23 protein-coding genes, 3 tRNA genes and 2 pseudogenes are annotated in these 25,705 nt (G+C 71.0%); 11 read left to right on the top strand and 17 right to left on the bottom strand.

All coding sequences use genetic code 11. The features are described 5' to 3' along the window. Positions 1–3: 3 nt before the first annotated feature. Together AB0953_RS01270 and AB0953_RS01265 are read right to left on the bottom strand one after the other, a co-directional pair. Entirely contained in the window at positions 4–1,686 is a 1,683-nt protein-coding gene (locus tag AB0953_RS01270) for a histidine kinase (protein ID WP_366857265.1), read from the bottom strand. Between the two features lie 257 nt (positions 1,687–1,943). After that, positions 1,944–2,026: transfer RNA gene (locus tag AB0953_RS01265), tRNA-Leu, on the bottom strand. Positions 2,027–2,319: 293 nt separating this feature from the next. On the opposite strand from AB0953_RS01265, the gene AB0953_RS01260 reads away from it, so the two are divergent. The 6 genes from AB0953_RS01260 (at position 2,320) to pknB (ending at position 10,416) form a co-directional block, all read left to right on the top strand. After that, positions 2,320–3,126, top strand: coding sequence for a DUF3662 and FHA domain-containing protein (locus AB0953_RS01260; protein ID WP_366857264.1), 807 nt, complete (start codon positions 2,320–2,322; stop codon positions 3,124–3,126). Between the two features lie 10 nt (positions 3,127–3,136). After that, entirely contained in the window at positions 3,137–3,637 is a 501-nt protein-coding gene (locus tag AB0953_RS01255; RefSeq protein ID WP_366857263.1) for an FHA domain-containing protein, read from the top strand. Positions 3,638–3,782: 145 nt separating this feature from the next. Beyond that, positions 3,783–5,252, top strand: a complete 1,470-nt coding sequence (locus AB0953_RS01250; protein WP_366857262.1) for a PP2C family serine/threonine-protein phosphatase — start codon at positions 3,783–3,785, stop codon at positions 5,250–5,252. 31 nt (positions 5,253–5,283) lie between these two features. Continuing rightward, the gene (locus tag AB0953_RS01245; RefSeq protein ID WP_366857261.1) at positions 5,284–6,708 is read left to right on the top strand and encodes an FtsW/RodA/SpoVE family cell cycle protein; all 1,425 of its coding nucleotides are present in this window, start codon (positions 5,284–5,286) and stop codon (positions 6,706–6,708) included. Next, positions 6,705–8,171: a penicillin-binding protein 2 gene (locus AB0953_RS01240; protein WP_366857260.1), complete on the top strand. Its 1,467-nt coding sequence runs from the start codon at positions 6,705–6,707 to the stop codon at positions 8,169–8,171. The genes AB0953_RS01245 and AB0953_RS01240 overlap by 4 nt, the downstream gene beginning before the upstream one ends. A 223-nt stretch (positions 8,172–8,394) precedes the next feature. Beyond that, on the top strand, positions 8,395–10,416 hold the full coding sequence (pknB, locus tag AB0953_RS01235; protein WP_366857259.1) for a Stk1 family PASTA domain-containing Ser/Thr kinase: 2,022 nt from the start codon (positions 8,395–8,397) through the stop codon (positions 10,414–10,416). A gap of 76 nt (positions 10,417–10,492) precedes the next feature. Here the strand turns inward: pknB and AB0953_RS01230 are convergent, their stop codons facing one another. The 6 genes and pseudogenes from AB0953_RS01230 to AB0953_RS01205 form a co-directional block, all read right to left on the bottom strand. After that, positions 10,493–11,206: a class E sortase gene (locus AB0953_RS01230; RefSeq protein ID WP_366857258.1), complete on the bottom strand. Its 714-nt coding sequence runs from the start codon at positions 11,204–11,206 to the stop codon at positions 10,493–10,495. 125 nt (positions 11,207–11,331) lie between these two features. Beyond that, positions 11,332–12,006: pseudogene (locus tag AB0953_RS01225) on the bottom strand (class E sortase); the annotation flags it as partial. A 137-nt stretch (positions 12,007–12,143) separates the two neighbouring features. Continuing rightward, positions 12,144–12,782 carry an aminodeoxychorismate/anthranilate synthase component II gene (locus tag AB0953_RS01220; RefSeq protein ID WP_366857257.1) on the bottom strand — a complete coding sequence of 213 codons (639 nt, stop codon included), beginning with the start codon at positions 12,780–12,782 and terminating at the stop codon, positions 12,144–12,146. Then, positions 12,779–12,955: a hypothetical protein gene (locus tag AB0953_RS01215; RefSeq protein WP_030011120.1), complete on the bottom strand. Its 177-nt coding sequence runs from the start codon at positions 12,953–12,955 to the stop codon at positions 12,779–12,781. The genes AB0953_RS01220 and AB0953_RS01215 overlap by 4 nt, the downstream gene beginning before the upstream one ends. 79 nt (positions 12,956–13,034) lie before the next feature. Then, entirely contained in the window at positions 13,035–13,817 is a 783-nt protein-coding gene (locus tag AB0953_RS01210; protein ID WP_366857256.1) for a class E sortase, read from the bottom strand. Next, complete coding sequence (locus tag AB0953_RS01205) at positions 13,774–14,568, bottom strand: DUF881 domain-containing protein (RefSeq protein ID WP_366857255.1); 795 nt, start codon at positions 14,566–14,568, stop codon at positions 13,774–13,776. Before AB0953_RS01205 ends, AB0953_RS01210 begins: the two co-directional genes overlap by 44 nt. 91 nt (positions 14,569–14,659) lie before the next feature. Here AB0953_RS01205 and crgA point away from each other — a divergent pair, with 91 nt between their 5' ends. After that, positions 14,660–14,911: a cell division protein CrgA gene (crgA, locus tag AB0953_RS01200; RefSeq protein WP_362169357.1), complete on the top strand. Its 252-nt coding sequence runs from the start codon at positions 14,660–14,662 to the stop codon at positions 14,909–14,911. Positions 14,912–15,052: 141 nt separating this feature from the next. Here crgA and AB0953_RS01195 read toward each other — a convergent pair whose 3' ends face one another. Together AB0953_RS01195 and AB0953_RS01190 are read right to left on the bottom strand one after the other, a co-directional pair. Then, a complete protein-coding gene (locus tag AB0953_RS01195) occupies positions 15,053–15,928 on the bottom strand; it encodes a rhomboid family intramembrane serine protease (protein ID WP_366857254.1) in 876 nt (291 codons plus the stop codon). Between the two features lie 91 nt (positions 15,929–16,019). Then, positions 16,020–16,547, bottom strand: a complete 528-nt coding sequence (locus AB0953_RS01190) for a peptidylprolyl isomerase (protein WP_366857253.1) — start codon at positions 16,545–16,547, stop codon at positions 16,020–16,022. Positions 16,548–16,723: 176 nt separating this feature from the next. On the opposite strand from AB0953_RS01190, the gene AB0953_RS01185 reads away from it, so the two are divergent. Continuing rightward, a complete protein-coding gene (locus AB0953_RS01185; RefSeq protein ID WP_366857252.1) occupies positions 16,724–17,398 on the top strand; it encodes a DUF5324 family protein in 675 nt (224 codons plus the stop codon). A gap of 86 nt (positions 17,399–17,484) precedes the next feature. Here the strand turns inward: AB0953_RS01185 and AB0953_RS01180 are convergent, their stop codons facing one another. Both AB0953_RS01180 and AB0953_RS01175 read right to left on the bottom strand, forming a co-directional pair. Next, the gene (locus tag AB0953_RS01180) at positions 17,485–17,967 is read right to left on the bottom strand and encodes a LysM peptidoglycan-binding domain-containing protein (protein WP_366857251.1); all 483 of its coding nucleotides are present in this window, start codon (positions 17,965–17,967) and stop codon (positions 17,485–17,487) included. A 131-nt stretch (positions 17,968–18,098) separates the two neighbouring features. Further along, a complete protein-coding gene (locus tag AB0953_RS01175; protein WP_366857250.1) occupies positions 18,099–18,578 on the bottom strand; it encodes a MarR family transcriptional regulator in 480 nt (159 codons plus the stop codon). 149 nt (positions 18,579–18,727) lie between these two features. Here AB0953_RS01175 and AB0953_RS01170 point away from each other — a divergent pair, with 149 nt between their 5' ends. After that, positions 18,728–20,209, top strand: coding sequence for an MFS transporter (locus tag AB0953_RS01170; protein WP_366857249.1), 1,482 nt, complete (start codon positions 18,728–18,730; stop codon positions 20,207–20,209). Between the two features lie 106 nt (positions 20,210–20,315). On the opposite strand, the gene AB0953_RS01165 is transcribed toward AB0953_RS01170, so the two are convergent. After that, a tRNA-Ala gene (locus AB0953_RS01165) sits at positions 20,316–20,388 on the bottom strand. 161 nt (positions 20,389–20,549) lie between these two features. On the opposite strand from AB0953_RS01165, the gene AB0953_RS01160 reads away from it, so the two are divergent. Both AB0953_RS01160 and AB0953_RS01155 read left to right on the top strand, forming a co-directional pair. After that, the gene (locus tag AB0953_RS01160; RefSeq protein WP_366857248.1) at positions 20,550–21,098 is read left to right on the top strand and encodes a DNA-binding protein; all 549 of its coding nucleotides are present in this window, start codon (positions 20,550–20,552) and stop codon (positions 21,096–21,098) included. A 49-nt stretch (positions 21,099–21,147) separates the two neighbouring features. Further along, positions 21,148–21,593: pseudogene (locus AB0953_RS01155) on the top strand (hypothetical protein); the annotation flags it as partial. A gap of 264 nt (positions 21,594–21,857) precedes the next feature. Here AB0953_RS01155 and AB0953_RS01150 read toward each other — a convergent pair. From AB0953_RS01150 to gyrA, 4 genes are all read right to left on the bottom strand, one after another. Continuing rightward, positions 21,858–21,992, bottom strand: coding sequence for a DLW-39 family protein (locus AB0953_RS01150; protein ID WP_208809277.1), 135 nt, complete (start codon positions 21,990–21,992; stop codon positions 21,858–21,860). A 146-nt stretch (positions 21,993–22,138) separates the two neighbouring features. After that, a tRNA-Ile gene (locus AB0953_RS01145) sits at positions 22,139–22,212 on the bottom strand. Between the two features lie 94 nt (positions 22,213–22,306). After that, a complete protein-coding gene (locus tag AB0953_RS01140; protein ID WP_366857247.1) occupies positions 22,307–23,065 on the bottom strand; it encodes a DUF3566 domain-containing protein in 759 nt (252 codons plus the stop codon). 3 nt (positions 23,066–23,068) lie between these two features. Continuing rightward, on the bottom strand, positions 23,069–25,663 hold the full coding sequence (gene gyrA / locus AB0953_RS01135; RefSeq protein ID WP_366857246.1) for a DNA gyrase subunit A: 2,595 nt from the start codon (positions 25,661–25,663) through the stop codon (positions 23,069–23,071). Positions 25,664–25,705 lie beyond the last annotated feature (42 nt).

Below are 25,705 nucleotides of genomic sequence, written 5' to 3'. Positions count from 1 at the left end.
CTCCTACCGCTCGACCTCGTACGCCTGCTTGTCGACGAGCCTGCCGTCCTTGAAGCAGAACCGGAAAACCGTATCGGTGGTCATCGCGGAGTCCTCCGTCGACAGCAGCGCCACGCAGCTCGCGCCCGCCGGCCGCTCGGGCCCGCGCCGGTCGAGGCCGTCGGTCAGGAAGCTGTCGCCCTGGGGGAGCCGCTCCCGTACGGCCTGCTCCGCGTCGCCGACCCGGACCCGGTCGTACTCCTCCCGGCTGATCATCGCCTTGCCCACCGAGCCCACCAGCATGGCCACGCCCGCGCCGACGACGATCACCAGCACCACGAGCGCCGCGACCGCGATCCCGCAGCCCAGCGCGACCCCGCCGGCCCGGCTGCGCCCGCGCACGAGCAGCTCCCGGTCCACGGCCGCCCAGTCCATCGGCGGTGCGCCGGCCGCCGCCGCCAGGGCCTGCGCCTGCTGCCCGAAGTCGTCGGCGACGTCTTCCGCACCGGCCGGCTCCGCCCCGTACGGCAGCACCCCGGCCACCCGGAACCCGCCGCCCTCGGCGGGGCCCGCGTGCACCATGCCGCCCACGAGCCGCGCCCGCTCCCGCAGCCCGGTCAGGCCCTGCCCGCCGGAGACCACCTCGCCGGCGCCCGCCCCGGCCGCCGGCCCGTTGGCGATCTCCACCACCAGCGAATCGTCCTCGTACCGCAGCGCGACCGCGATGGCCGCCCCCGGCGCGTGCTTGTAGGCGTTGGTCAGCGCCTCCTGCACGATCCGGTACGCCGCGTGGTCGCACGCCGCGGCCAGCGGCCTCGGCCGCCCCGCCGTCGTCAGGCGCACGTCGGTCCCGGCGCTCCGCGCGGCCTCCACGATCCCCGTGATGCCCGCCACACCCCGGGCCGCGGGCTGCGCCTCCTCCACCGGGACGGGCGCCTCCACCCCGTCGCGCAGGATCCCCACGACCTCGCGCAGCTCGTGCATCGCCGACACAGAGGCCTGCCGCAGCACCCCGACGGCCTCGCGCTGGCGGTCGGTGAGCTCCGGGTCGACCTCCAGGGCGCCGGTGTGCACCGAGATGAGCGCCAGCTGGTGGCCCAGGCTGTCGTGCATGTCCTGGGCGATGCGCTGCCGCTCCCGCAGCCGGGCCTGCCCGGCCACCATCGCCCGCTCGCGCATCAGCTGCCCGTTGCGCTCCTGCAGCGCCCGCAGCAGCGTCCGGCGCTGCGACCAGTACCGGCTGGCCAGACCGGGCATCACCGTCGTGACCAGGAACATCAGCGTCGAGAACACGATCACCGGCACGGGCCGCATCTGCGACCACTGCTCGACCACGCTCAGCGCGACCTGCGCCAGGAACGCCGCGGTGAACGCCGCCAGCGCCCGGCCCACGCCGACGATCCGGCGCCCCGCCGACCAGCCCAGCACGATCGTGATCAGCAGGGCCCCGGGCAGGAACGGCGTCACGGCTCCGGCCGCGACCAGGGTCGCGACCGGCAGCCGGCGCCGCAGCAGCACCAGGGCCACCACGGCGACGGCGCTCGCCGCCATCCGCGCCGTGCTGCCGTGGTCGAGCTCCTCCACGCCCAGGCCGAGCAGCACCACCACCGCGGCGAGCGCCAGGTCCGCCGCCAGGATCCGCGGGCTCCACGGCTCCGGCCCCTTCAGCCAGTCCCAGCCCGCCCGCGTCTTCGCCGTCACATCCACGCGCCGACCCTAGACACCCCGACCCCGCCGGGGCTCCCCCCTTTCGTCGCGTCCCGCCCGACGAAAGTCGCCGTTTCGAAAGACACCGCTCGCGGCGGACAACTCCCGCCGTCCTGAAGCCGCATGATCGTCCGGCCCGCCAGATCGGGGAAGGACCAGGGGAGTTGCCCGTACGACGCACCTCACACCGCCGACACGGCGCAGGGACAACGAAAGAACCCCTGGTTCGGATTTCTCCGAACCAGGGGTTCTGTCAGTGGGCGAGGGGGGATTTGAACCCCCACGTCCCGAAGGACACTGGCACCTGAAGCCAGCGCGTCTGCCGTTCCGCCACTCGCCCGAGCAGCGTCCCAGTGGTTCTTCCCTTTCGGGCCGTCCCCCTGGCGACGTCGAAACATTAGCACGTCATCGGGGGTGGAATCACATCGCTTTCCCCGGCCCCCCGGAAGCGGCCCCCGAGCGCCCCTCCCGCACAGCGCTCCCGGTGCGGGACACTGTCCCTTGCGCACCCCTACGATCCCTTGTGAGGACCAACACTTGTCCGCACAGGACACAGGGGGAACCACCCGAATCCGCCACGCGTGGATACGATCAGTAAGCAGTACAGGGGCGACAACGAGGAGGAGGTGCCCCATGGGAGTTCTGAAGCGGTTCGAGCAGCGACTCGAAGGTCTGGTGAACGGCACCTTCGCCAAGGTCTTCAAGTCCGAGGTCCAGCCCGTCGAGATCGCCGGAGCCCTCCAGCGGGAGTGCGACAACAACGCCACGATCTGGAACCGCGAGCGGACCGTCGTCCCCAACGACTTCATCGTGGAGCTCAGCGCGGGCGACTACGAGCGCCTGAGCCCCTACTCCGGGCAGCTCGGCGACGAGCTCGCCGGCCTCGTGCGCGACTACGCGAAGCAGCAGCGCTACAGCTTCATGGGACCGATCAAGGTCCACCTGGAGAAGGCCGAGGACCTCGACACCGGCCTCTACCGGGTCCGCAGCCGCACCCTCGCCGCCAGCACCTCCCAGCCCCAGCCGCAGCAGCCCCAGCAGGGCGGCTACGGCTACCCGCCGGTCGCCGCGCCGCCGATGCCCGCCGGACCGCCTCCGGGCGCGCCCGCGGGCCGGCCGGGCGCGGGCGGCCCGGCCCCCGCGCCCTCCGGCGGCGGCACCCGGCGCCACTGGATCGAGATCAACGGCACCCGCCACCAGATTTCCCGCCCCACGCTCGTGCTCGGCCGCAGCACCGAAGCCGACGTGCGGATCGACGACCCCGGCGTCTCGCGCCGGCACTGTGAGATCCGGACCGGAACGCCCTCGACGATCCAGGATCTCGGGTCCACCAACGGCATCGTGGTGGACGGGCAGCACACCACCCGCGCTACGCTCCGCGACGGCTCGCGGATCGTCGTGGGCAGCACCACCATCATTTACCGGCAAGCCGAAGGGTGAAGCGGGGGCAATGTCAGAGCTGACCCTGACGGTCATGCGGTTGGGTTTCCTGGCCGTTCTGTGGCTGTTCGTCATCGTGGCCGTCCAGGTCATCCGCAGCGACCTCTTCGGCACGCGCGTCACACAGCGCGGCTCGCGCCGCGGCAGCGGCGCAGGAGCCCCGCAGCAGGGCGGCCGCCAGGCCGCCGCGCCCCCGCAGCAGCGCCAGCGTCGCGGAGCGCCCACCAAGCTCGTCGTCTCCGAAGGCACCCTCACGGGCACCACGGTGGCCCTCGCCGGCCAGACGATCACCCTGGGCCGCGCCCACGACTCCACGATCGTGCTGGACGACGACTACGCCTCCAGCCGCCATGCCAGGATCTACCCCGACCGTGACGGCCAGTGGATCGTCGAGGATCTCGGGTCCACGAACGGCACGTACCTCGACCGGACCCGGCTGACCACCCCGACGCCCATTCCTCCGGGCGCCCCGATCCGCATCGGCAAGACCGTCATCGAGCTGCGGAAGTAGTACGAGTAATGAGCGAGCGGAGCGAGCGAGCCGCGGCAGTCCGTCCCACCCAGGACACGGACCCGAGCGCGCTCCCGACCGGAGGGTGGGCAGTGTGGCTCGAGACCGGTTGTACCCCGAGGAAGCGTCGACAGGGCAGGTGCGCATGAGTCTGTCCCTGCGGTTCGCCGCCGGATCTCACAAGGGCATGATCCGCGAGGGCAACGAGGACTCCGGCTACGCCGGCCCCCGTCTCCTCGCGGTCGCCGACGGCATGGGCGGCCAGGCCGCAGGCGAGGTCGCCAGCTCCGAGGTGATCTCCTCCCTCGTGCAGCTCGACGACGACGTGCCGGGCTCCGACATCCTCACCTCGCTCGGCACCGCCGTGCAGCGCGCCAACGAGCAGCTGCGCGTCATGGTCGAGGAGGACGCCCAGCTGGAGGGCATGGGCACCACGCTCACCGCCCTGCTGTGGACGGGACAGCGCCTCGGCCTCGTCCACGTGGGCGACTCCCGCGCCTACCTGCTGCGCGACGGCGTCCTGACGCAGATCACGCAGGACCACACCTGGGTGCAGCGGCTCGTCGACGAGGGCCGCATCACCGAGGAGGAGGCCACCACCCACCCGCAGCGGTCCCTGCTGATGCGGGCCCTGGGCAGCGGCGACACCGTCGAGCCCGACCTGTCGATCCGCGAGGTCCGCGCCGGCGACCGCTACCTGATCTGCTCCGACGGCCTGTCCGGCGTCGTCTCCCACCAGACGCTGGAGGAGACCCTCGCCGACTACCACGGCCCGCACGAGACCGTGCAGTCCCTGATCCAGCTCGCCCTGCGCGGCGGCGGACCGGACAACATCACCTGCATCGTCGCCGACGTCCTCGACACCGACAGCGGCGACACCCTCGCCGCCCAGCTCAACGACACCCCGGTCGTCGTCGGCGCGGTCGCCGAGAACCAGCACCAGCTCTTCGACGGCGGCGCCATGCAGACCCCGGCGGGCCGCGCCGCGCGCCTGGGCCGCCAGGCCCCGCCGCCCGCCGGCGCCTTCGGGCCCCCCGGCAGCGGAGACGTACCCGGCTACGGCTACCCCGAGCAGGGCGGCCAGCCCCAGGGCGGCGGTACGTACGGCAGCTTCGGCGACCCCGAGCCGTACGACGACGAAGCCCGCTTCGACGACACCTACGACAACCCCCGCAGGCGCCGCAGCAAAGGGCGCAAGTGGACCGCCCGGACCCTGATCCTGCTGATCGTGGCCGGGGTCGTCGGCGGAGGCCTGTACGCTGCGCACCGCTGGACCCAGACGCAGTACTACATCGGCGTCAAGGGCGACCACGTCGCGCTGTTCCGCGGCATCAGCCAGAAACTCGGCCCGCTGGAGCTCTCCACGGTGGAGACCGACCGCACCGACATCGAACTGAAGTACCTGCCGCCCTTCAAGCGCAAGCAGGTCGAGGCGACCATCAGCGAGACCAGCCTCGGCGGGGCCAAGCAGAAGATCGATGAACTCGGCGTGCAGGTTTCCGCGTGTAAGAAGGACGAAGAGCGCCGCAACGCGGAGACGCAGAACGGCCAGACATCCGGTCCCAGCCTGACCGCGGCAGAGCAGCAGCTGGTCAGTCTGTGCGGGAAGCAGTAGTCACACGCGGGCGCAGGGGGCCTGCCACACCATGAGCGTTGTCACCAACACGACCACCATCGGCGCCATCGAGCTGCCGAGCCGGCGCAACACCGAGCTCCTGCTGCTCGTGTTCGCCGTGGTCATCCCGATCTTCGCCTACGCCAACGTGGGCCTGTCGATCCACGGCGAGCTGCCCCCCGGCATGCTCGTCTACGGCGGCGGCCTCATCGTCCTCGCAGGCCTCGCCCACCTCGTCGTACGCCGCTACGCCAAGTACGCCGACCCGCTGCTGCTGCCCATCGCCACCCTGCTCAACGGGCTCGGCTGCGTGCTGATCTGGCGCCTGGACCAGTCCGAGCGGCTGCAGAACCTCGCCAAGCGCAGCTTCGGCGGCTTCTCCGAATCGGCCCCCCGCCAGATGATGTACACCGCGGTGGCGATCGCCCTGTTCGCCGGCGTCCTGCTGCTGCTCAAGGACCACCGCACCCTCCAGCGCTTCACGTACATCTCGATGGCGGCCTCGCTGGTCCTGCTGATCCTGCCGGTGATCCCGGGCCTGGGCGCCGACGTCTTCGGCGCCAAGATCTGGATCAGCGTCGGCGGCTTCTCCATCCAGCCGGGCGAGTTCGCGAAGATCGTCATCGCGGTCTTCTTCGCCGGCTACCTGATGGTCAAGCGCGACGCGCTCGCCCTGGCCTCGCGCCGATTCATGGGCCTCTACCTGCCGCGCGGCCGCGACCTCGGCCCGATCCTGATGATCTGGGCGATGAGCCTGCTCATCCTGGTCTTCGAGAACGACCTCGGCACCTCGCTGCTCTTCTTCGGCATGTTCGTGATCATGCTGTACGTCGCCACCGAGCGGACCAGCTGGATCGTGATCGGCCTGCTCATGAGCGTCGGCGGCGCGGCCGTGGTCGGCGCCACCGCCAGCCACGTCAAGGCCCGCGTCACCGCCTGGCTCGACCCCTTCGCCTGCTACTCGAAGTCCGGCGCCTGCGAGCAGGTCGGCCAGTCGATCATGAGCTTCGGCTCGGGCGGCGTCCTCGGCACCGGCTGGGGCCAGGGCAACTCGGACCTCATCGGCTTCGCCGCCAACTCCGACTTCATCTTCTCCACCGTCGGCGAGGAACTCGGCCTCGCGGGCGTCATGGCCTTCCTCCTGCTGTACGGGCTGATCATCGAGCGCGGCGTCCGCACCGCCCTCGCCGCCCGCGACCCCTTCGGCAAGCTCTTCGCCATCGGCCTCTCCGGAGCCTTCTCCCTGCAGATCTTCGTGGTCGCCGGCGGCGTCATGGGCCTCATCCCCCTCACCGGTATGACCATGCCCTTCCTGGCGTCCGGCGGTTCCTCCGTCCTCGCCAACTGGGCCCTCATCGGGATCCTCATCCGGATCAGCGACACCGCACGCCGCCCCGCGCCGGCCCCCGCACCGTCCCCCGACTCCGAGATGACCCAGGTGGTCCGTCCGTCATGAACAAGCCCCTGCGCCGCATCTCCATCTTCTGCGGGCTGCTCATCCTCGCCCTGCTGGTCCGCACGAACTGGCTCCAGTACGTGTCCGCCGAGGAGCTCAGCACGCGCAAGGAGAACCGCCGGGTCCAGATCGCCCAGTACGCCACCCAGCGCGGCAACATCATCGTCGCCGGCGGGCAGGCCATCACCGGCTCCGCCGTCACCAACGGCAGCGACTACAAGTACAAGCGCACCTACACCGAAGGCGCGCTGTGGGCACCGGTCACCGGCTACGCCTCCCAGGCCTTCGGCTCCACGCAGCTCGAATCCCTCGAGGACAAGATCCTCACCGGCAACGACGACCGGCTGTTCTTCGACCGCACCATCGGCATGTTCACCGGCGAGAAGAAGGCCGGCGGCAACGTGGTCACCACGCTGATGCCGGACGTGCAGAGGGCCGCGTACGAGAAGCTCGGCGACAAGACGGGCGCCGTCGCGGCGATCGACCCGCGCACCGGCGCCATCCTGGCGCTGGTCAGCAAGCCCTCGTACGACCCCTCCACCTTCGCCGGCAACTCCAAGTCCGACGAGAAGGCCTGGGTCGAGCTGAAGGACAGCGAGGACAAGAAGCTGGTCAACCGCGCCCTGCGCGAGACCTACCCGCCGGGCTCCACCTTCAAGGTGGTCACCGCGGCGGCGGCCCTGGAGAACGGCGTCGTCATCGACATCAACGCGCCGACCGACACCCCGGAGCCGTACTTCCTCCCCGGCACCCGGACCCCGATGGTCAACCACGCCCTCGGGTGCGAGAAGGCCAGCCTCAACGACGCGCTGAAGGTCTCCTGCAACTCGGTCTTCGCCAACCTCGGCGACAAGGTCGGCCGCGACAAGATGGTCGAGACGGCGCAGAAGTTCGGCTTCAACAACGACAAGATCGACACCCCGGTCCGCGCGTTCGCGAGCGTCTACGACAAGACCATGGGCAAGGACGGCAACGCCCAGAGCTCCATCGGCCAGTTCAACACCGCCGCCACGCCGCTGCAGATGGCCATGGTCACCGCCGCCATCGCCAACGACGGCAAGCTGATGAAGCCGTACATGGTCGACCAGCTCACCGCGCCCAACCTCGACGTGATCGAGAAGCACGAGCCGCAGGAGATGAGCCGCCCGCTCTCCGCCGCGAACGCGCAGAAGATCCAGCAGATGATGGTCAACGTCGTCGAGAACGGCACCGGCGGCAACGCCAAGATCAAGGGCGTGGTCGTCGGCGGCAAGACCGGTACCGCCCAGCACGGCGAGAAGAACGCCAAGCGCCCCTACGCCTGGTTCATCTCCTACGCCAAGGCCGCGGACGGCAGCTGCCCGGTCGCCGTCGCCGTCGTCATCGAGGACAGCGACGCCAGCCGCGACGACATCAGCGGCGGCGGCCTCGCCGCCCCCGTGGCCAAGGCCGTCATGCAGGCCGTGCTGAGCAGCAAGGGCTGACCGGCGGAACCGACGATGACAACCGACGGGACGAGACGCGAAGGCCCTTCCGGAGTGACCCGGAGCACTGATTCCGCCCGGACGCGAGCGTACGGTACCGGTCCGGTATCAGCCTGTGGTCACGAACCGATCACCGACGATCGGCCGGTAGCCTTTGCGCGAACAGCACACCGCCGGACCACACACCGGTGCGGTCGGGACTGACGGAGAGGGCTGGAACGTTATGGAAGAGCCGCGTCGCCTCGGCGGCCGGTACGAGCTGAGCCACGTGCTCGGCCGCGGTGGCATGGCCGAGGTCTACCTCGCCCACGACACCCGGCTCGGCCGTACCGTCGCCGTCAAGACCCTGCGTGCCGACCTCGCCCGCGACCCGTCCTTCCAGGCCCGGTTCCGCCGCGAGGCCCAGTCGGCCGCGTCGCTCAACCACCCGGCGATCGTCGCGGTCTACGACACCGGCGAGGACTACGTCGACAACATCTCCATCCCCTACATCGTGATGGAGTACGTCGACGGCTCGACCCTGCGCGAACTCCTGCACTCCGGCCGCAAGCTGCTGCCCGAGCGCACCCTGGAGATGACCATCGGCATCCTCCAGGCCCTCGAGTACTCCCACCGCGCCGGCATCGTCCACCGCGACATCAAGCCCGCCAACGTCATGCTGACGCGGACCGGCCAGGTCAAGGTCATGGACTTCGGCATCGCCCGCGCCATGGGCGAGTCCGGCATGACCATGACCCAGACCGCCGCCGTCATCGGCACCGCCCAGTACCTCTCCCCGGAGCAGGCCAAGGGCGAGCAGGTCGACGCGCGCTCCGACCTGTACTCGGCGGGCTGCCTGCTCTACGAGCTCCTGTGCGTGCGTCCGCCGTTCATCGGCGACTCCCCGGTGGCCGTCGCCTACCAGCACGTACGGGAAGAGCCGCAGCCCCCCTCGAACTTCGACCCCGAGATCACGCCCGAGATGGACGCCATCGTCCTGAAGGCACTGGTCAAGGACCCCGACTACCGCTACCAGTCGGCGGACGAGATGCGCGCCGACATCGAGGCCTGCCTCGAGGGCCAGCCCGTCGCCGCCACCGCCGCCATGGGCGCGGCCGGCTACGGCTACCCGGACCAGAACCAGGGCTACGGCCACCCCGGCTACGACCAGCCCACCACCGCCCTGCGCCCGACGGACCCCGGCGGCCAGACCTCCATGCTGCCGCCGATGCCCCCGGGCGAGGGGGGCTACCCGTACCCGGACCAGGGCGGGTACGACCAGGGCCACGGCCGGCGTCAGAAGAAGAGCCGGGCCTCGACGATCCTGCTGGTCACGGCAGGCATCCTGGTGCTGGTCGGCGCCATCCTGATCGGCCGCTCGCTGTTCAGCAGCGGCGCCGACAACCGGCCCAGCGTGCCCAAGTTCATCGGGCAGACCTTCGAGGCGGCGCAGAAGAGCGCCGACAACGTGGGCCTCAAGGTGGAGAAGACCGCCGACGAGCCCTGCGACGACCAGCCCAAGGGCAACGTCTGCAAGCAGGACCAGGCCCCGGACACCCGCGTCGACAAGGGCTCCACGATCAAGCTGACGGTCTCCTCGGGCGCGCCGCCGGTCGCGGTGCCCAACGTGGTCAACCTCTCGTTCGACGAAGCGCAGAAGGCGCTCTCGGAAAAGGGCTTCCAGGTCGAGAAGAAGACCCAGGAGTCCGACCGCACGCCGAACACCGTCCTTGACCAGAACCCCAAGAGCGGCACGGCCCAGAAGGGGTCCACGGTCACCCTGACCGTCGCCAAGGAGCAGGCCAAGTCGACGATGCCGGACCTCCTCGGCAAGACCAAGGAGCAGGCGGTCAAGCTGCTGAACGACGCCAAGCTGAAGCTCGGCAGCACCACCGAGGTCGACTCGCCGGCGGCCCCGCCGAAGACGATCGTCCAGCAGCAGTACCAGCCGGGCGAGCAGCTGGCCCCGGGCACGACGGTCAACGTCCAGATCTCCAAGGGCTCCGGGCAGATGACCCAGGTCCCGCTCCTGTCCGGCAAGACCGTCGCCCAGGCCAAGGCGGAGCTCGCCTCGAAGGGCCTGACCTTCGGCGCGATCCCGTCGGGCGCGACGGACGACAACGCGATCGTGATTGCGAGCGACCCGCCGGCCGGGTCCCCGGTCCCGACGGGCACGGTCGTCAACGTCACGACGATGGGCGGCAACCAGCAGGGCGGCAACAACCAGGGAGGCTTCTTCGGCAGCCTCACCGGCGGCCGCCGCTGACCACCGCGGACACCCGAAGGCCCGGATCCCCCCGCGGAGGATCCGGGCCTTTGCCGTTCCGGCGACCCGCCGGCGGTCAGCGCAGCTCGGCCGGGGGCGTGCGCTTCGCGTCCACCTTCTCGGTGCGCACCAGCTCGCCCCACACCACGTACCGGTACTTCGAGGTGTACACGGGGGTGCAGGTCGTCAGCGTGACGTACCGGCCCGGCACCGTCTTCCCCGAGCCCTTCGGCACCGGGGCGATCACGTCCACGTTGTACTTCGACGTCTGCCGCAGCTCCGCGAAGACCTTGTACACGTACCAGGTGTCGCGCGTCTCGAAGACGACCGCGTCGCCCGTCCTCACCTTGTCGATGTCGTGGAACTTCGCCCCGTGCCCGTCGCGGTGCGCGGCCAGTGAGAAGTTCCCCGGCCCCTCCCACGGCAGGACCGCCTTCACCGGGTCCGTGTAGTACCCGGCCACACCGTCGTCCAGGACGCCCGGCGACGTGCCGCGCTTGACCAGCACCTCGCCGTTCTTCATCGACGGCACGTGCAGGAACCCGACGCCGCCCTGGGTGTCCAGCGCGCCCGGCTGCCCCTGCGCGCCCGCCGCCGGGGCGCTCTGCCACTGGCGCCTGACCTCGTCGCCGCGCGCCGACGCCTGCCGGTCCGCGAGGACGTTCGTCCACCACAGCGAGTACGCCACGAACAGGGCGAGCAGCAGGCCCACCGTGATCAGGAACTCGCCCAGCAGGCTCAGGAATCCGGCGAGCAGGCTGCTGTTGCGGGGCGGTGCGGTACGCGACACTGCTGGTTCGTCCTTCGGCGGCTGTCGTCGGCTCTCGGGCGTCGTGCGTCGTGCGTGGTGCTCGGGCGTGGTGCTCGTGCGTCGTGCTCGTGCGTCGTGCTCGTGCGTCGTGGTCATGCGTCGGCTCAGGGGGTGGCCAGCGCGGGCGGAGCGCCCTTGCTGCGGGGGCGTTCCTCGACCATCCTGCCCCATACGATCATGCGGTAGGTGCTGGTGAACTCGGGTGTGCAGGTCGTCAGGGTGATGTACCGGCCCGGCCCGGTGAAGCCCGAGCCCTCGGGCACCGGCTTGAGCACGGACACGTTCGTCGGCGGCGTCTGCGGCAGGGCCGAGGTCATCTCGTACGTGTAGTACGCGTCCCGCGTCTCGACCACGATCGGGTCGCCCGGCACCAGCCGGTTGATGAAGCGGAACGGTTCGCCGTGGGTGTTGCGGTGTCCGGCCACCGCGAAGTTGCCCTGCTGGTCGGCGGGCATCGCCGTCTTCAGCGCCCCGTCCCCGTAGTGCCCGACCATCCCGCGGTCCAGGACCTTCGGCTTGCTGACGCCCTCCGCCACCGGCACCTTCACGTCCAGCTTCGGGATGTGGAGGATCGCGAAGCCCTGCCCCGGCTCGAAGGCCGTCACCGGCGGCGCGGCCGCCCCGCCGGGCTGCTGCTCCCAGGTCTGGCGCAGCGAGCCCGCCGCCCCGTCGGCGGTGCGCTGCGCGAGGACGTTGGTGTACCAGAGCTGGTAGGCGACGAACAGCAGCATCACCACCCCGGCCGTGATGAACAGCTCCCCGGCCAGCCGGGTCGCGACGACCACCGCGCCGCCCGACCGGGGCCGCCGGCGCCGCCGGCCGCTGCTGCCGCGCCTGCGCGCCCGCTTCGCGGCCTGCTGTGCGGCCCTGCGCCGCGCGGCCCGGCCCTCGGAGGGCGCGGACTGCGCGAGCGAGGTCACGCGACGGCCTTGCCCACCACCGGGGCCAGCCCCGCCGAGCGCTCGACCGCACCCGCGTCACCGCAGCGCACCAGCCAGTTCGCGAGCATCCGGTGCCCCCACTCGGTCAGCACGGACTCGGGGTGGAACTGCACCCCCTCCACGTCGTGCTCCCGGTGGCGCAGGCCCATGATGATCCCGTCCTCGGTCCGCGCGGTGACCTCCAGGACGTCCGGGAGGGTCTGCGGCTCCGCCGCGAGCGAGTGGTAGCGGGTCGCGGTGAAGGGCGACGGCAGCCCCGCGAAGACGCCGAGGCCCTCGTGCACCACCGGCGAGGTCTTCCCGTGCAGCAGCTCGGGCGCCCGGTCGACCACGCCTCCGTACGCCACCGCCATCGACTGCATGCCCAGGCACACGCCGAAGACGGGCACGCCGGTGTCGGCGCAGTGGCGGACCATGTCGACGCACACGCCCGCCTCCTCCGGGGTGCCCGGGCCGGGGGAGAGCAGCACGCCGTCGAAGCCGTCCTGGGCGTGGGAGAGCTCCACCTCGTCGTTGCGCAGCACCTCGCACTCGGCACCGAGCTGGTACAGGTACTGGACCAGGTTGAAGACAAAGCTGTCGTAGTTGTCGACCACCAGAATGCGCGCGCTCACGGAGTGGCTCCCGATCCCTCGTCCACCGTCACATCGTTGAACGGAAGGAGCGGCTCGGCCCACGGGAAGACGTACTGGAACAGCACGAAGACCACCGCGAGGACCAGTACGAGGGAGATCAGCGCGCGTACCCACGCGTTGCCCGGCAGATGCCGCCAGATCCAGCCGTACATGCCGTCCGCGTTCCCTTTCGCTCTCGCACCGCGGGGGCGGTACCCACCCAGACTAAGGGCAGCGGCCGTTACCGGAGGGTCAGCTCGGCAAACCCTCGGGACGGCCCTGACCGGCCGTCCGCGTCGCGGTCAGCTCCGCCCACACCACCAGCCGGTGGCTGTGGCCCCATTCCGGATCGCAGGTGGTCAGGGTGAGGTACCGGCCCGGTCCGGTGAAGGGGGAGCGGGCCGGCACCGGGTCGACGACGCCGACGTCGGCGGGCAGGGTGCGCAGCACCGCGCCGCGGACCGTGTACGTGTACCAGGCGGTCGCGTCCTTGAGGATCACCGCATCGCCCGCGCGCAGATCGGGGACGTCCTTGAACGGGTCTCCGTAGGTGCGCCGGTGTCCGGCCACGGCGAAGTTCCCGATGGCGCCGAGGCGGGCCGTGCCCGCGTAGTGGCCGAGTCCCTTCTTCAGCACCTCCGTGCCGGTGCCCTGCAGGACGGGCTTGTTCCAGTCCGCTCCGAAGCGGGGGACGTACATCTCGGCGAAGGGCTCCCCGTCGGGGTAGCCGGGGCCGGGGGCGGGCGCCGCCGTGGTCGTCGGATCCGGCGCCGGCCCGGGCACGGTCGCGGTGGCGGGAGGGGGCCCGGAGGTGGGTGTGATCGCGGGGGCGGCCGCCCAGCCCGCGTGCATCCGCGCCATCTCCCCGTCCATGGCCCGGTCGGCCTCGACCCCGGTCCACAGCAGCACGTACGCCGTGAACAGGACGATCAGGGTGCCGGCCGTCAGGCACAGCTCGCTGAACGTCCTGACCGCCAGGCGCAGCAGGGCGTCAGGGCGTGCTCGTCGCGGAGGAGGATTCCAGCGGCTTCGCATAGTGGAGGTCCACTGTGCCGGAGTAGCCGGGAAGTTTCAGCTCCTTGTGCTCGTCGACTTTCCAGCCGAGCCCGTACGCCGCCACGTACAGCTGGTAGTTCTGCAGGGCCGGGGAGGCGGCGAGCGCCTTGCGCAGCGCCCCCGGGTCGCCGACCGCGGACACCTTGTAGGGCGGGGAGTAGACGCGGCCCTGGAGGATCAGCGTGTTGCCCACGCAGCGCACCGCGCTGGTGGCGATCAGCCGCTGGTCCATGACCTGGATGCCCTGGGCCCCGCCCCGCCACAGGGCGTTCACCACGGCCTGGAGGTCCTGCTGGTGGATCACCAGGTCGTTGGGCTGCGGCTCGGGCACGTTGGGGATGCGGGCGGTGGCGTTGGGCGGGGCGTCGTTGAGGGTGACGGTGAGGCCCTTGCCGGACAGCTCCTCGGTGCCCGAGGCGGTGCGCAGGGCGGCCAGCTTGGCGTCCTCGGCGCGGGTGCTGCCGTCGTCGCGCTCGGCGAGGGCGTCGACGCGGCTGCGGGCGGCGGCGGTGCTCTGCTCCAGCTGCGCGTTGTTCTGGCTGCGCTCGTGGATGAGGTCGGAGAGCTTCAGGAGCGAGGCGTCCGTGCGGATGTTCGTACCCTTGGACGTGTTGAAGCTGGTGACGAAGATGAGGCCGGCCAACGCGAAGACGACGGCCGTGAGCAGCCGGACCGGCCGCAGCCGGTGCGGAGGACGGGGACCCGCGGAGGAGTCGTCGGAATTGCTCAACGTACCCTTCTCCTTCAACGCCACAGGTCCACTACGCTAACGGACGCCCGGGGCAGGCAAGGTCCCCAGCGCATCGACAGGAGAGCCCCTCGTGCCGAAGTCACGTATCCGCAAGAAGGACGATTACACGCCGCCGCCGACCAAGGCGCAGCCCATCAAGCTGGCCAGCCGTGGCTGGGTCGCCCCGGTGATGCTGGCGTTGTTCCTGATCGGTCTGGCGTGGATCGTCGTCTTTTACGTGAGCGAGACCCAGCTGCCGATCGAATCCATTGGCAATTGGAACATCGTGGTCGGATTCGGATTCATCGCGGCGGGATTCGGCGTCTCCACGCAGTGGAAGTAGCCGGGCCGTGGAGCGCGGGCGGCATGCACAGCAGGCAGGCCGCCCGCAAGCTCTCCCCAGGGGTTATCCACAGGGTCATCCACACCTGAGGAAAAGACAGAAGATCTGTGGATAACTCTGTGGAGCTTGACGCCGGTGTGATCAGGTGAGTTCAGCCGTCCGGACCACGACCAGCGCCGCTGCCAGCGCAAACACCGCCAGACACGTCATCCACTGGATGAGCGGGCGGGGCCGTCCGGCCCGTGGGCCGACCATGCCGAGCCCCAGCAGCAGACCGCTCACCAGGCCGCCGATGTGGGCCTGCCAGGACACCGACAGACTGCCGCCGAGCGGCACGAAGGTCAGCACCAGCATCAGGACGACCATCGTGATCACCGGCCGCATCTCGTAGCGCAGCCGGCGCACCAGTACCACGGTGGCCCCGAGCAGCCCGAAGACGGCCCCCGAGGCGCCGAGGGTCTGGGTGTTCGGCGCGGTCAGCAGGTAGACCAGGGCGCTGGCGCCCAGGCCGGACAGCAGGTAGACCGCGAGGTAGCGGGACCGTCCCAGCGCCGCTTCGAGCGGCCCCCCGATGACCCACAGGGCGAGCATGTTCCCGGCGATGTGCCACCACTCCGCGTGCAGGAACACCGAGGTCAACAGGCGGTAGTACTGGCCGGTGGAGACACCGCCGACGGGGCCGTCCAGGTACTCCACGTAGCGCCCGAGCAGCTCCAGCTGCACCACGAGCGGCGGCGTGAGGAGCCCCGCGAGGAACACCGCGGCGTTGATCCCGATGAGGATCTTGGTCACGAGGTGCGGGTCGGCCGCGACCGGCCCGCCCGCGAGGGTGCGCGGTGCGTGCGGCGCCGGGCCGCGGCCGCTGCCGGAGGCCTCGCGCACGCAGTCGGGGCACTGGAAGCCGACCGAGGCGCTGATCATGCACTCGGGGCAGATGGGGCGCTCGCACCGGGTGCAGCGGATCCCCGTGTCGCGGTCCGGGTGGCGGTAGCAGCCCGGCAGACGGTCGGTGTCCATCGGTCCCCTCGGTCGGCGGCGGGGCAGCGGGCGCACCCCGCCGGTCCGGTATGCAACGAGGACGGACGGGCGGGGCGGAAGGTTCCCGCCGTCAGCGCCTCTCGACGGAGACGGACTGGATGATCACGTCCTCGAGGGGGCGCTCGGTGCGCGGGTTGGTCGGCAGGCCGGCGATCGCGTCCACGACCTTCTGGCCGGCCTTGTCGGTGACCTCGCCGAAGATGGTGTGCTTGCGCGTGAGCCAGGCGGTGGGGGCGACGGTGATGAAGAACTGGCAGCCGTTGGTGCCCGGGCCGGCGTTGGCCATGGCGAGCAGATAGGGCTTGGTGAACGCCAGGTCGGGGTGGAACTCGTCGGCGAACTGGTAGCCGGGGCCGCCCGTGCCGTTGCCGAGGGGGTCGCCTCCCTGGATCATGAAGCCGCTGATGACGCGGTGGAAGACGGTGCCGTCGTAGAGCGGGTCCGTGGTCTTCTGGCCGTCGGTGGGCCGGGTCCATTCGCGGGCGCCGGTGGCGAGCTCCACGAAATTCCGGACGGTCTTCGGGGCGAAGTTCTCCAGCAGCTCGATCTCGATGTCGCCGTGATTGGTCTTCAGGGTGGCGTAGAGCTTCTCGGCCACGGATCTGCCTTCCATAAGTCAGCACTGTCGATTCCCGATCCTCCCACGGAGGGCCGTACGGCACGGAAATCGTCCACCCGGATGCCCTGTCGCGCGCGCCACCGGGCGATTGAGCGGGCATGATCCGACAAAGGGTGGAAAGGTGAACTGTGTCCGCCACCGAGGAGGAGGATCACGTGACCCGCAAGGACAGCGTGCGCCTGGCCGCCGACAGCGCCAGGGACACCATGAGGCACGCAGCGGAGCTGGTGGCGCCGTACGCAGAATCCGCAAGGGACGCCACCGTGTACTACGCGCACGAGGCGAACGAGCGGCTGGCGCCGAAGGTGACCCAGGCCGCCCACCAGGCCTCGCGGCAGGCGCATACGGCGTACGACAACCATCTGCATCCCCGCATGCAGGCGGCGCGCGCCCATGTGCCCCCGAACGTCGACCGGGCGGCGGTGCAGGCGGTGCACCGCACGCGGCACGCGGCGCGGCAGGCCGCCGACTACACGGCGCCGCGGCTGGAGAACGCGCTCGCGGTGAGCCGGCCGGTCGCCGAGGAGGCCGCGAACCGGTCGCTGGCGGCGCTGGCGGCCCTGCGCGGCCAGGTCTCGGCCAAGGAGGTGCAGAAGCTCATCCGGCGCCACGAGCGGCGGGCGCGCACGGCCCGCGTGGTCAAGGGCCTGGCGGTGGTCGGCGCGTTGGCGGCCGCGGCGTTCGCGGCGTGGAAGTGGTGGGACCAGCAGTCGAACCCGGACTGGCTCGTCGAGCCGCCCGCTGCGACCGAGCTCTCCTCGCGCGACGGGGCCCCGGCGAGCTTCGACGACGAGCTGGCGGCGAAGGAACGCGAGAGCTCCGGCGAGTAGCGCGGCATCGCGTGAACGGGGAGGGCCCGGATCCTGTGGATCCGGGCCCTCCCCGCGTTCGCGTTCTGCGCCCGTTCCTTCTCCGCTCACCCCGGGAGGATGAGCACCTGCCCGGGGTGGATCAGCTCGGGGTTGCTGCCGATGACGCTCCGGTTCATGGCGTAGAGCTCCCGCCAGCGGGCCTCGTTGCCCAGCTCCTGCCGGGCGATCGCCAGGAGCGAGTCACCGGACCGGACGGTGTACGTCCGCCTCATCACCGCGGCCTCCGGCTTGGGGGTCGGGGCGGCCGGCACGGCCTTGTGCGCGGCGGACGAGGGCGTCGGGGTGTGCGGCGGATGGGCGCCCCGCGCCAGGCCCGGCGGCGCGGTGGCCGCCTTGGGCGCCGCCGGGGCGTGCTTCGGCGGGGCCGCGGCGGCGATCCGCTCGGCGGCCTCGCGCGTGGCGGCCCGGCGCGTGGCGGCGACCGCGTCGGTGTACGCGGCCGCGTAGTCCTCGGACGCGGCGGCCGCTGCCTTCTCGGCGGCGGCCCGTCTCTTCTTCTCGGACCTCAGGAAGTGGAAGAGTCCCATTGTCTGTACGCCTCCGGCGTGGTGTCGCCCCCCGGTCCCCCTGGTTCGGTGCCTGAGTCCACTGTCGGCCAGGAGGCGCCGGACGGCAGCCCGTGAGGGCCCCATCCGGGGGACAACCCGCGGCTGCGCCCCTACTGGCGGGCGCGGCGGGCCGGGCGGGGGGTTTCGGAGGGGGCCTCGAGCCCGCCCTCGGCCAGCAGCCTCAAGCCGCGCAGCAGGGCCTCGCGGTCGGCCGCGGCGAGGGAGGCGAGGGCCCCGGCATGGACCTCGTCGACGATCTCCTGGCTGCGGGCCGCGACGGCAGCCCCCTTCTCGGTGACGGCGATGATGCGGGCCCGCCGGTCCTTGGCGGACGGCCTGCGCTCGGCCAGGCCCGCCTTCTCCAGCGCGTCGACGGTGACCACCATCGTCGTCTTGTCCATGTCCCCGATCTCGGCGAGCTGGATCTGCGTGCGCTCCTCCTCCAGGGCGTGCACGAGGACGCAGTGCATCCGGGCGGTCAGGCCGATCTCGGAGAGGGCGGCCGCCATGCGGGTGCGCAGCACATGGCTGGTGTGGTCCAGGAGGTAGGAGAGGTCCGGCTCGGTCCGGGCGGGCGCCATCGCAGTCATGCCTCCCAGCGTAGCGATCGTTCGCAAGAAAATGGTTCTCTTAAAAATAGTCTGTAACAAAACCATCTGCTACGGTTCGAACATCGTCGGGCCGGCCCACGCCAGGCCCGCCCCCTCTCTCTTGCCTCACCCGCCGAACGGAGCCCCTGATGCCTGCTGCCGGATCGACCGCCCAGGCCCCCGCCCGCCCCTCGACGGCCGCCGCCGCGCCACCCCCGCCGGCGGCCCCGGGGCCGGGCGCCCTGCGCTCGCGCTGGGCCGCCCTCGCCGTCCTCTCCAGTGGCATGCTCATGACCATCCTGGACGCGAGCATCGTCAGCGTGGCCATGCCCGCCATCCAGGACGACCTGCACTTCACCCCCGCCGGCCTCAGCTGGGTCGTGAACGCCTACCTGATCGCATTCGGCAGCCTCCTGCTCCTCGCCGGCCGCCTCGGCGACCTCCTCGGCCGCAAGCGGATGTACCTGGCCGGTACCGCCGTCTTCACCGCCGCCTCGGCCCTGGCCGGACTCGCCGGCTCGCCCGCCGTCCTGCTGGCCGCACGCTTCCTCCAGGGACTGGGCGCGGCGATGGCCTCCGCCGTCAGCCTCGGGATCCTGGTCACGCTGTTCACCGGTGCCCGCGAACGCACCAGGGCCATTGCGGTGTTCTCCTTCACCGGGGCCGCAGGCGCCTCGCTGGGCCAGGTGCTCGGCGGGGTCCTCACCGACGCCCTCGACTGGCACTGGATCTTCTTCATCAACCTGCCCGTGGGGCTCGCCACGCTGGCGCTGGCCCTGCCCGCTCTCCCCGCCGACCGGGGGCTGGGCCTGCGTGCGGGGGCCGACGTCCTCGGCGCCCTGCTCGTGACCGGGGGCCTGATGACGGGGATCTACGCGGTCGTCGAGGTCGAGCGGTACGGCTGGAGCTCCGCGCGCACCCTCGGCCTCGCCGCCCTGTCCCTGGCCCTCCTCGCCGCCTTCGCCGTCCGCCAGGCCAGGGCCCGCACCCCGCTGATGCCCCTGCGGATCCTGCACTCGCGGGTCGTGGCCGGAGCCAACCTCGTCCAGGTCCTGATGGTGGCCGCGATGTTCGCGTTCCAGATCCTGCTCGCCGCCTACCTCCAGCGGGTCCTGGGCTACGGGGCGTCCGCGACGGGGCTGGCGATGCTTCCGGCCGCCCTGCTGAGCGGCGCGGTCTCCCTCGGGGTCTCGGCCCGGCTGAACGCCCGCTTCGGCGAGCGGCGGGTCCTGCTCGCCGGACTCGGCCTGCTGGTACCGGCGTTGGCCCTGCTGACCCGGCTGCCGGTGCACGCCCACTACGCCGGTGACCTGCTCCCGGTGATGCTGCTGACCGCAGGCTTCGGCCTGGCCATGCCGGCCCTCACCACCCTGGCCATGTCCGGCGCGGGGCAGGAGGACGCCGGCCTGGCCTCGGGCCTGTTCAACACCACCCAGCAGATCGGCATGGCGCTCGGCATGGCCGCCCTGTCCACGCTCGCGGCCTCCCGCACCGAATCCCTCGTCCGTTCGGGCCGTCCCACCATCGAGGCGCTCACCGCCGGCTACCACCTGGCGTTCGCCGTGGGCACCGCCCTCCTGGCGGCCTCGGCGGCCGTGGCAGCGACCGTGCTGCGGGCGGAGCGCCACTGAGGTTTCACGTGAAACATGGGTCCGAGCGGGGACCGCGCTGCCCGGCCGGAGATGCGACGAAGCCCCCTTGACCGGCGTTCACGCAGGTCAAGGGGGCTGTGATCGGTGGAGCTTAGGAGACTCGAACTCCTGACATCTGCCTTGCAAAGGCAGCGCTCTACCAACTGAGCTAAAGCCCCGAACACGCGGACGCGACCGTCCCCGGTGAAGGAGCGACCGTTCCGCAGAACAGAGTACCGGGTTCACCCCCTCATCCCGCAAAATGATAGGGACTCCCGCCCTGCGACCACTCTCCGTAAGATGCTCGCGAGGTTCGCACCAGCGAAGGGGAGTAGTGAGAGTGGACGCAGTACAGCAAGAGGCCACTGCCAGAGCCAGGGAGCTCCAGCGCAGCTGGTACGGAGAGCCGCTGGGTGCGCTCTTCCGCCGGCTCATAGACGACCTCGGCTTGAACCAGGCCCGCCTCGCTGCCGTCCTCGGACTGTCGGCACCCATGCTGTCCCAGCTGATGAGCGGCCAGCGCGCCAAGATCGGCAACCCGGCCGTGGTCCAGCGGGTCCAGGCCCTCCAGGACCTCGCGAGCCAGGTGGCGGACGGCAGCGTCAGCGCGGCCGAGGCCACCGACCGGATGGACGAGATCAAGAAGACCCAGGGCGGTTCCGTCCTCAGCAACAGCGGCCAGACCACGAACGGTTCGGGCGCGCCCACCGTCAAGCGGGTCGTCCGCGAGATCCAGTCGCTGCTCCGCTCGGTCTCCGCTGCCGGCGACATCATCGACGCCGCGAACGCCCTCGCGCCCAGCCACCCTGAGCTGGCCGAGTTCCTCAAGGTCTACGGCGCGGGCCGCACGGCCGACGCGGTCGCCCACTACGAGGCGCACCAGAACTGACCCCGTTGGAACCCACGGCGGACGACGACAACGGGGGACGGACGCAGCGATGGGTGAAGTGTTCGCCGGCCGGTACGAACTGATCGACCCGATCGGACGCGGGGGCGCGGGCGCGGTCTGGCGGGCCTGGGGCCCCCGCCGGCAGGCGGCGGTGCAGGCCGAGGGTGCGTCCACCGCTACATCGAGCCGGCCAACCTCCTGACGGAGGCCACGGGAACCGGGCGGCCGCACCTGCGGCTGTCCGACTTCGGCGTCTCCATGCGCAGGGGCGCGCCCCGCCTCACCGCGATCGACCGCGTGGTGGGCACCCCGGGCATGTCGCCCCCGAACAACTGCTGGGCGCCGAGCCCGACTTCCCTGCCGACCTCTGTGCCGTCGGACGGGTCGCGCTGCACCCGCTGCAAGGGCCGCAGGCCCGATTCCCGCGCCCTGGTGGAACAGTTCCGCACCCGGGGGCACCCGGACGCCCCCGAGGGCGTCCCAGCGCCCCTCTGGGACGCCGTCCTGAGCCTCCTGCATCCTCGCGACCCTCGCGACCCGCTAGGGCCGGTTCCGCACGGCCACGGGGCGCGCAAGGCCCTTCCCGAGGCCGTCCGGCACACCGCGGCCCCGCATCCGAGCCCTGATGCCCACCCGCCCGGTTTTGCTCAAGCAGGCCAAAGGCACCCTGGAGGCTACACAACGGAAGTTTCCGTCACGGAGCAGCACAAAGCCCCGACCGCAGCGGCAGCCGGGGCTTCATGAGATCGGCCTTGGGTCTCACACGCCGGAACCGGAAGGCACGGAGTCGGTAGCCTCCGTCCACAGGTCCTGCTCGGCGCGGTCCGCCTGGATCTGGCGGTACACGAGGAGCCCGCCGATGGCGGCCAGTGCGACCAGGAGCAGCTTCTTCACCGCGCGACCTCGTCTTTCGTTGACGTTGGGTACTTCTGGCGGCCAACAATACACACCGATCGATACCGTTCGGTGACCTGGGAACCCCCCGGCGGCCGAACGGCGAAGACCCCCGGACCGTTCGGTCCGGGGGTCTTCGTCTTCTGTGGGGCTAACAGGATTTGAACCTGTGGCCTCATCCTTATCAGGGATGCGCTCTAACCAACTGAGCTATAGCCCCATCCGCGCTGCGCGCTGACTCCTGAAGATTAGCGCACAGACACGGTCCCGCCAAAATCCGTTCCTGCGGGGCGTCCCCGCAGGTCATCCGACGGTCATTCGTCCTCGGCGAGCGTGAGCTCCACACCGCCGACGAAGCCCGCCGACAGGTTGTAGATGAACGCGCCGAGCGTCGCCAGCGCCGTCGCCAGGACGACGTCGATCACGGCGATCACCGAGGTGAAGATCAGCACCCGGGGCAGGGACAGGAAGGACTGGAGGTCGAAGCCGTTGCCCTCGTTGGAGCCGGTCGCCTCGCTGATCGTGCCGCCGACGGTCGAGAAGACGCCCATGGCGTCCATGACCATCCACAGCACCGCCGCCGCCACGATGGTGCACACGCCCAGCGCGATCGACAGCAGGAAGCTGACCTTCATCACCGACCACGGGTCGGCCTTGGCCACCCTCAGCCGCGCCTTGCGCGTCCTGGGCGTCGTACGGACCGCCGGGCGCGGCTTGCGCCCCGCCCCGGGCTCCCCGGCGCTGCGCTGCGCGCCGGGGCCCGAGGGGGCCTCGTACGCCTGCGGCGGGCGGTAGGGCTCCTCGGCGGCCTGCCCGTCGGCCTCGGGGGCCGCAGCCTGGGCTGCGGCCTGCCTGGCGGCCGGCTTCCCGCTCTGCTTGGCGGCCTGCTTGGCGGGAGCGGCGGCCGCCGGCTTGGCAGCGGCCTTCCCCTGCTTCTGCTTCGGCTCTCGGGCGTCCGTCACGGTTGTCCCCCTGCCCTCGGCGGCGCCGGCCCCACCCTGGGAGTCCGCGGCGGGGCCACGGGCACCGTCCTCCCCAGTCTTGGCCGGTCCGGCGCCCGTGGCTCCACTCACGACTTACTCCTCGTGCTCCCCGGCCGAGGGCTGCGCGCCCTCGGCTGCCTCGGCGGCCTGCGGTTCGGCCGCCTCGGACTCCTCGACGTCGTCCGCTTCCTGACCGGCCTCGGCGTTGCGGGCGATGCCGACGACGGCATCGCGCTTGCCCAGGTTGATCAGCTGGACGCCCATGGTGTCACGGCCGGTCTCCCGGACTTCGCTGACTCGCGTGCGGATCACACCACCGCCGAGCGTGATGGCGAGAATCTCGTCCGACTCGTCCACCACGAGCGCGCCGACGAGCGAGCCGCGGTCCTCCACGATCTTGGCGGCCTTGATGCCCAGACCGCCGCGGCCCTGGACGCGGTACTCGTCGACCGGCGTCCGCTTGGCGTAGCCGCCGTCGGTCGCGGTGAAGACGAACGTACCGGGGCGGACCACGCTCATGGAGAGCAGTTCGTCGCCCTCGCGGAAGCTCATGCCCTTCACACCGGAGGTGGCACGGCCCATCGGGCGCAGCGCCTCGTCGGTCGCCGTGAAGCGGATCGACTGCGCCTTCTTGCTGATCAGCAGCAGGTCGTCCTCGGCGGACACCAGCTCGGCGCCGATCAGCTCGTCGTCGCTGCCGTCCTCCCGCTCGCGCAGGTTGATCGCGATGACGCCACCCGAACGGGGCGAGTCGTAGTCCTTCAGCGCCGTCTTCTTCACCAGGCCGGCCTTGGTGGCCAGGATCAGGTACGGGGCGGCCTCGTAGTCGCGGATCGCGAGGATCTCGGCGATCTGCTCGTCCGGCTGGAAGGCCAGCAGGTTCGCCACGTGCTGGCCGCGGGCGTCCCGGCCGGCGTCCGGCAGCTCGTAGGCCTTGGCGCGGTAGACCCGGCCCTTGTTGGTGAAGAACAGCAGCCAGTGGTGCGTGGTGGAGACGAAGAAGTGGTCGACGATGTCGTCTTCCTTCAGCTTCGTGCCGCGCACGCCCTTGCCGCCGCGCTTCTGGGAGCGGTAGTCGTCGGTCTTCGTGCGCTTGACGTAGCCGCCGCGCGTGATCGTGACGACGATGTCCTCTTCGGCGATCAGGTCCTCGATGGACATGTCCCCGTCGAAGGGCACCAGCTTCGAGCGCCGGTCGTCGCCGAACTTCTCGACGATCGCGGCCAGCTCCTCGCTGACGATGCCGCGCTGCTTCTCCGGCGAGGCCAGGATCGCGTTGTACTCGTTGATCTTCGCCTGGAGCTCGTCGTGCTCGGCGACGATCTTCTGGCGCTCCAGGGCGGCCAGGCGGCGCAGCTGCATCTCGAGGATGGCGTTGGCCTGGATCTCGTCGATCCGGAGCAGGCCCATCAGGCCCTCGCGCGCGACCTCGACCGTCTCGCTGCGCCGGATCAGCGCGATGACCTCGTCGATCGCGTCCAGCGCCTTGAGCAGGCCGCGCAGGATGTGCGCGCGCTCCTCGGCCTTGCGCAGGCGGAACTTCGTCCGCCGGACGATGACCTCGATCTGGTGGTGCACCCAGTGGCGGATGAACGCGTCCAGCGAGAGCGTGCGCGGCACGCCGTCGACCAGCGCCAGCATGTTGGCGCCGAAGTTGGTCTGCAGGTCGGTGTGCTTGTACAGGTTGTTCAGCACGACCTTGGCGACCGCGTCCCGCTTGAGGACGATCACCAGGCGCTGGCCGGTGCGCGAGGAGGTCTCGTCGCGGACGTCGGCGATGCCGCCGATCCGGCCGTCCTTGACCAGGTCGGCGATCTTCTGCGCCAGGTTGTCCGGGTTCACCTGGTACGGGAGCTCGGTCACCACCAGGCACTGGCGGTTCTGGATCTCCTCGACCTCGACCACCGCGCGCATCGTGATGGAGCCGCGGCCGGTCCGGTACGCCTCCTCGATGCCCTTGCGGCCCACGACCAGCGCGCCGGTCGGGAAGTCCGGGCCCTTGATCCGCTCGACGAGGGCGTCCAGCAGCTCCTCGTGCGTGGCCTCGGGGTTGGCCAGGTACCACTGGGCGCCGTCGGCGACCTCGCGCAGGTTGTGCGGCGGGATGTTGGTGGCCATGCCGACCGCGATGCCGGCGGAGCCGTTGACCAGCAGGTTCGGGAAGCGCGCCGGCAGGACCGTCGGCTCCTGGTTGCGGCCGTCGTAGTTGTCCGTGAAGTCGACGGTCTCCTCGTCGATGTCGCGGACCATCTCCATCGACAGCGGCGCCATCTTGCACTCGGTGTAGCGCATGGCGGCGGCCGGGTCGTTGCCCGGGGAGCCGAAGTTGCCGTTGGAGTCCACCAGCGGCATGCGCATCGACCACGGCTGGGCCAGGCGGACCAGGGCGTCGTAGATCGAGGAGTCGCCGTGCGGGTGGTAGGTGCCCATGACGTCGCCGACGACGCGGGCGCACTTGTAGAAGCCCTTCTCGGGCCGGTAGCCGCCGTCGTACATCGCGTACAGCACGCGGCGGTGCACCGGCTTGAGGCCGTCGCGCACGTCGGGCAGCGCACGGGACACGATGACGGACATCGCGTAGTCGAGGTAGGAGCGCTGCATCTCCGTCTCGAGCCCGACGGGCTCGATCCGCAGCTGCGGCTCCTCTTCGGGGGTCTCGGTGGTGGTGGGAGTGTTCTCGTCGGCCATTGCTGGTCTTCAGGTCCTTTCAGGCGGTCAGCGACGGACCGA

It is taken from the genome of Streptomyces sp. NPDC046866 (assembly GCF_040704625.1).
GTDB lineage: Bacteria > Actinomycetota > Actinomycetes > Streptomycetales > Streptomycetaceae > Streptomyces.
Note: the sequence above shows the minus strand (reverse complement) of the source record. Positions and strands in the feature narration are given on the sequence as shown.

What these genes read in the sequence shown, in the direction of transcription:
- AB0953_RS01260 (WP_366857264.1), top strand. Translation starts at nt 2,320, where the DNA reads ATGGGAGTTCTGAAGCGGTTCGAGCAGCGACTCGAAGGTCTGGTGAAC.
- AB0953_RS01255 (WP_366857263.1), top strand. Translation starts at nt 3,137, where the DNA reads ATGTCAGAGCTGACCCTGACGGTCATGCGGTTGGGTTTCCTGGCCGTT.
- AB0953_RS01250 (WP_366857262.1), top strand. Translation starts at nt 3,783, where the DNA reads ATGAGTCTGTCCCTGCGGTTCGCCGCCGGATCTCACAAGGGCATGATC.
- AB0953_RS01245 (WP_366857261.1), top strand. Translation starts at nt 5,284, where the DNA reads ATGAGCGTTGTCACCAACACGACCACCATCGGCGCCATCGAGCTGCCG.
- AB0953_RS01240 (WP_366857260.1), top strand. Translation starts at nt 6,705, where the DNA reads ATGAACAAGCCCCTGCGCCGCATCTCCATCTTCTGCGGGCTGCTCATC.
- pknB (WP_366857259.1), top strand. Translation starts at nt 8,395, where the DNA reads ATGGAAGAGCCGCGTCGCCTCGGCGGCCGGTACGAGCTGAGCCACGTG.
- AB0953_RS01215 (WP_030011120.1), bottom strand. Translation starts at nt 12,955, where the DNA reads ATGTACGGCTGGATCTGGCGGCATCTGCCGGGCAACGCGTGGGTACGC.
- AB0953_RS01210 (WP_366857256.1), bottom strand. Translation starts at nt 13,817, where the DNA reads ATGCGAAGCCGCTGGAATCCTCCTCCGCGACGAGCACGCCCTGACGCC.
- AB0953_RS01195 (WP_366857254.1), bottom strand. Translation starts at nt 15,928, where the DNA reads ATGGACACCGACCGTCTGCCGGGCTGCTACCGCCACCCGGACCGCGAC.
- AB0953_RS01180 (WP_366857251.1), bottom strand. Translation starts at nt 17,967, where the DNA reads ATGGGACTCTTCCACTTCCTGAGGTCCGAGAAGAAGAGACGGGCCGCC.
- AB0953_RS01175 (WP_366857250.1), bottom strand. Translation starts at nt 18,578, where the DNA reads ATGACTGCGATGGCGCCCGCCCGGACCGAGCCGGACCTCTCCTACCTC.
- AB0953_RS01170 (WP_366857249.1), top strand. Translation starts at nt 18,728, where the DNA reads ATGCCTGCTGCCGGATCGACCGCCCAGGCCCCCGCCCGCCCCTCGACG.
- gyrA (WP_366857246.1), bottom strand. Translation starts at nt 25,663, where the DNA reads ATGGCCGACGAGAACACTCCCACCACCACCGAGACCCCCGAAGAGGAG.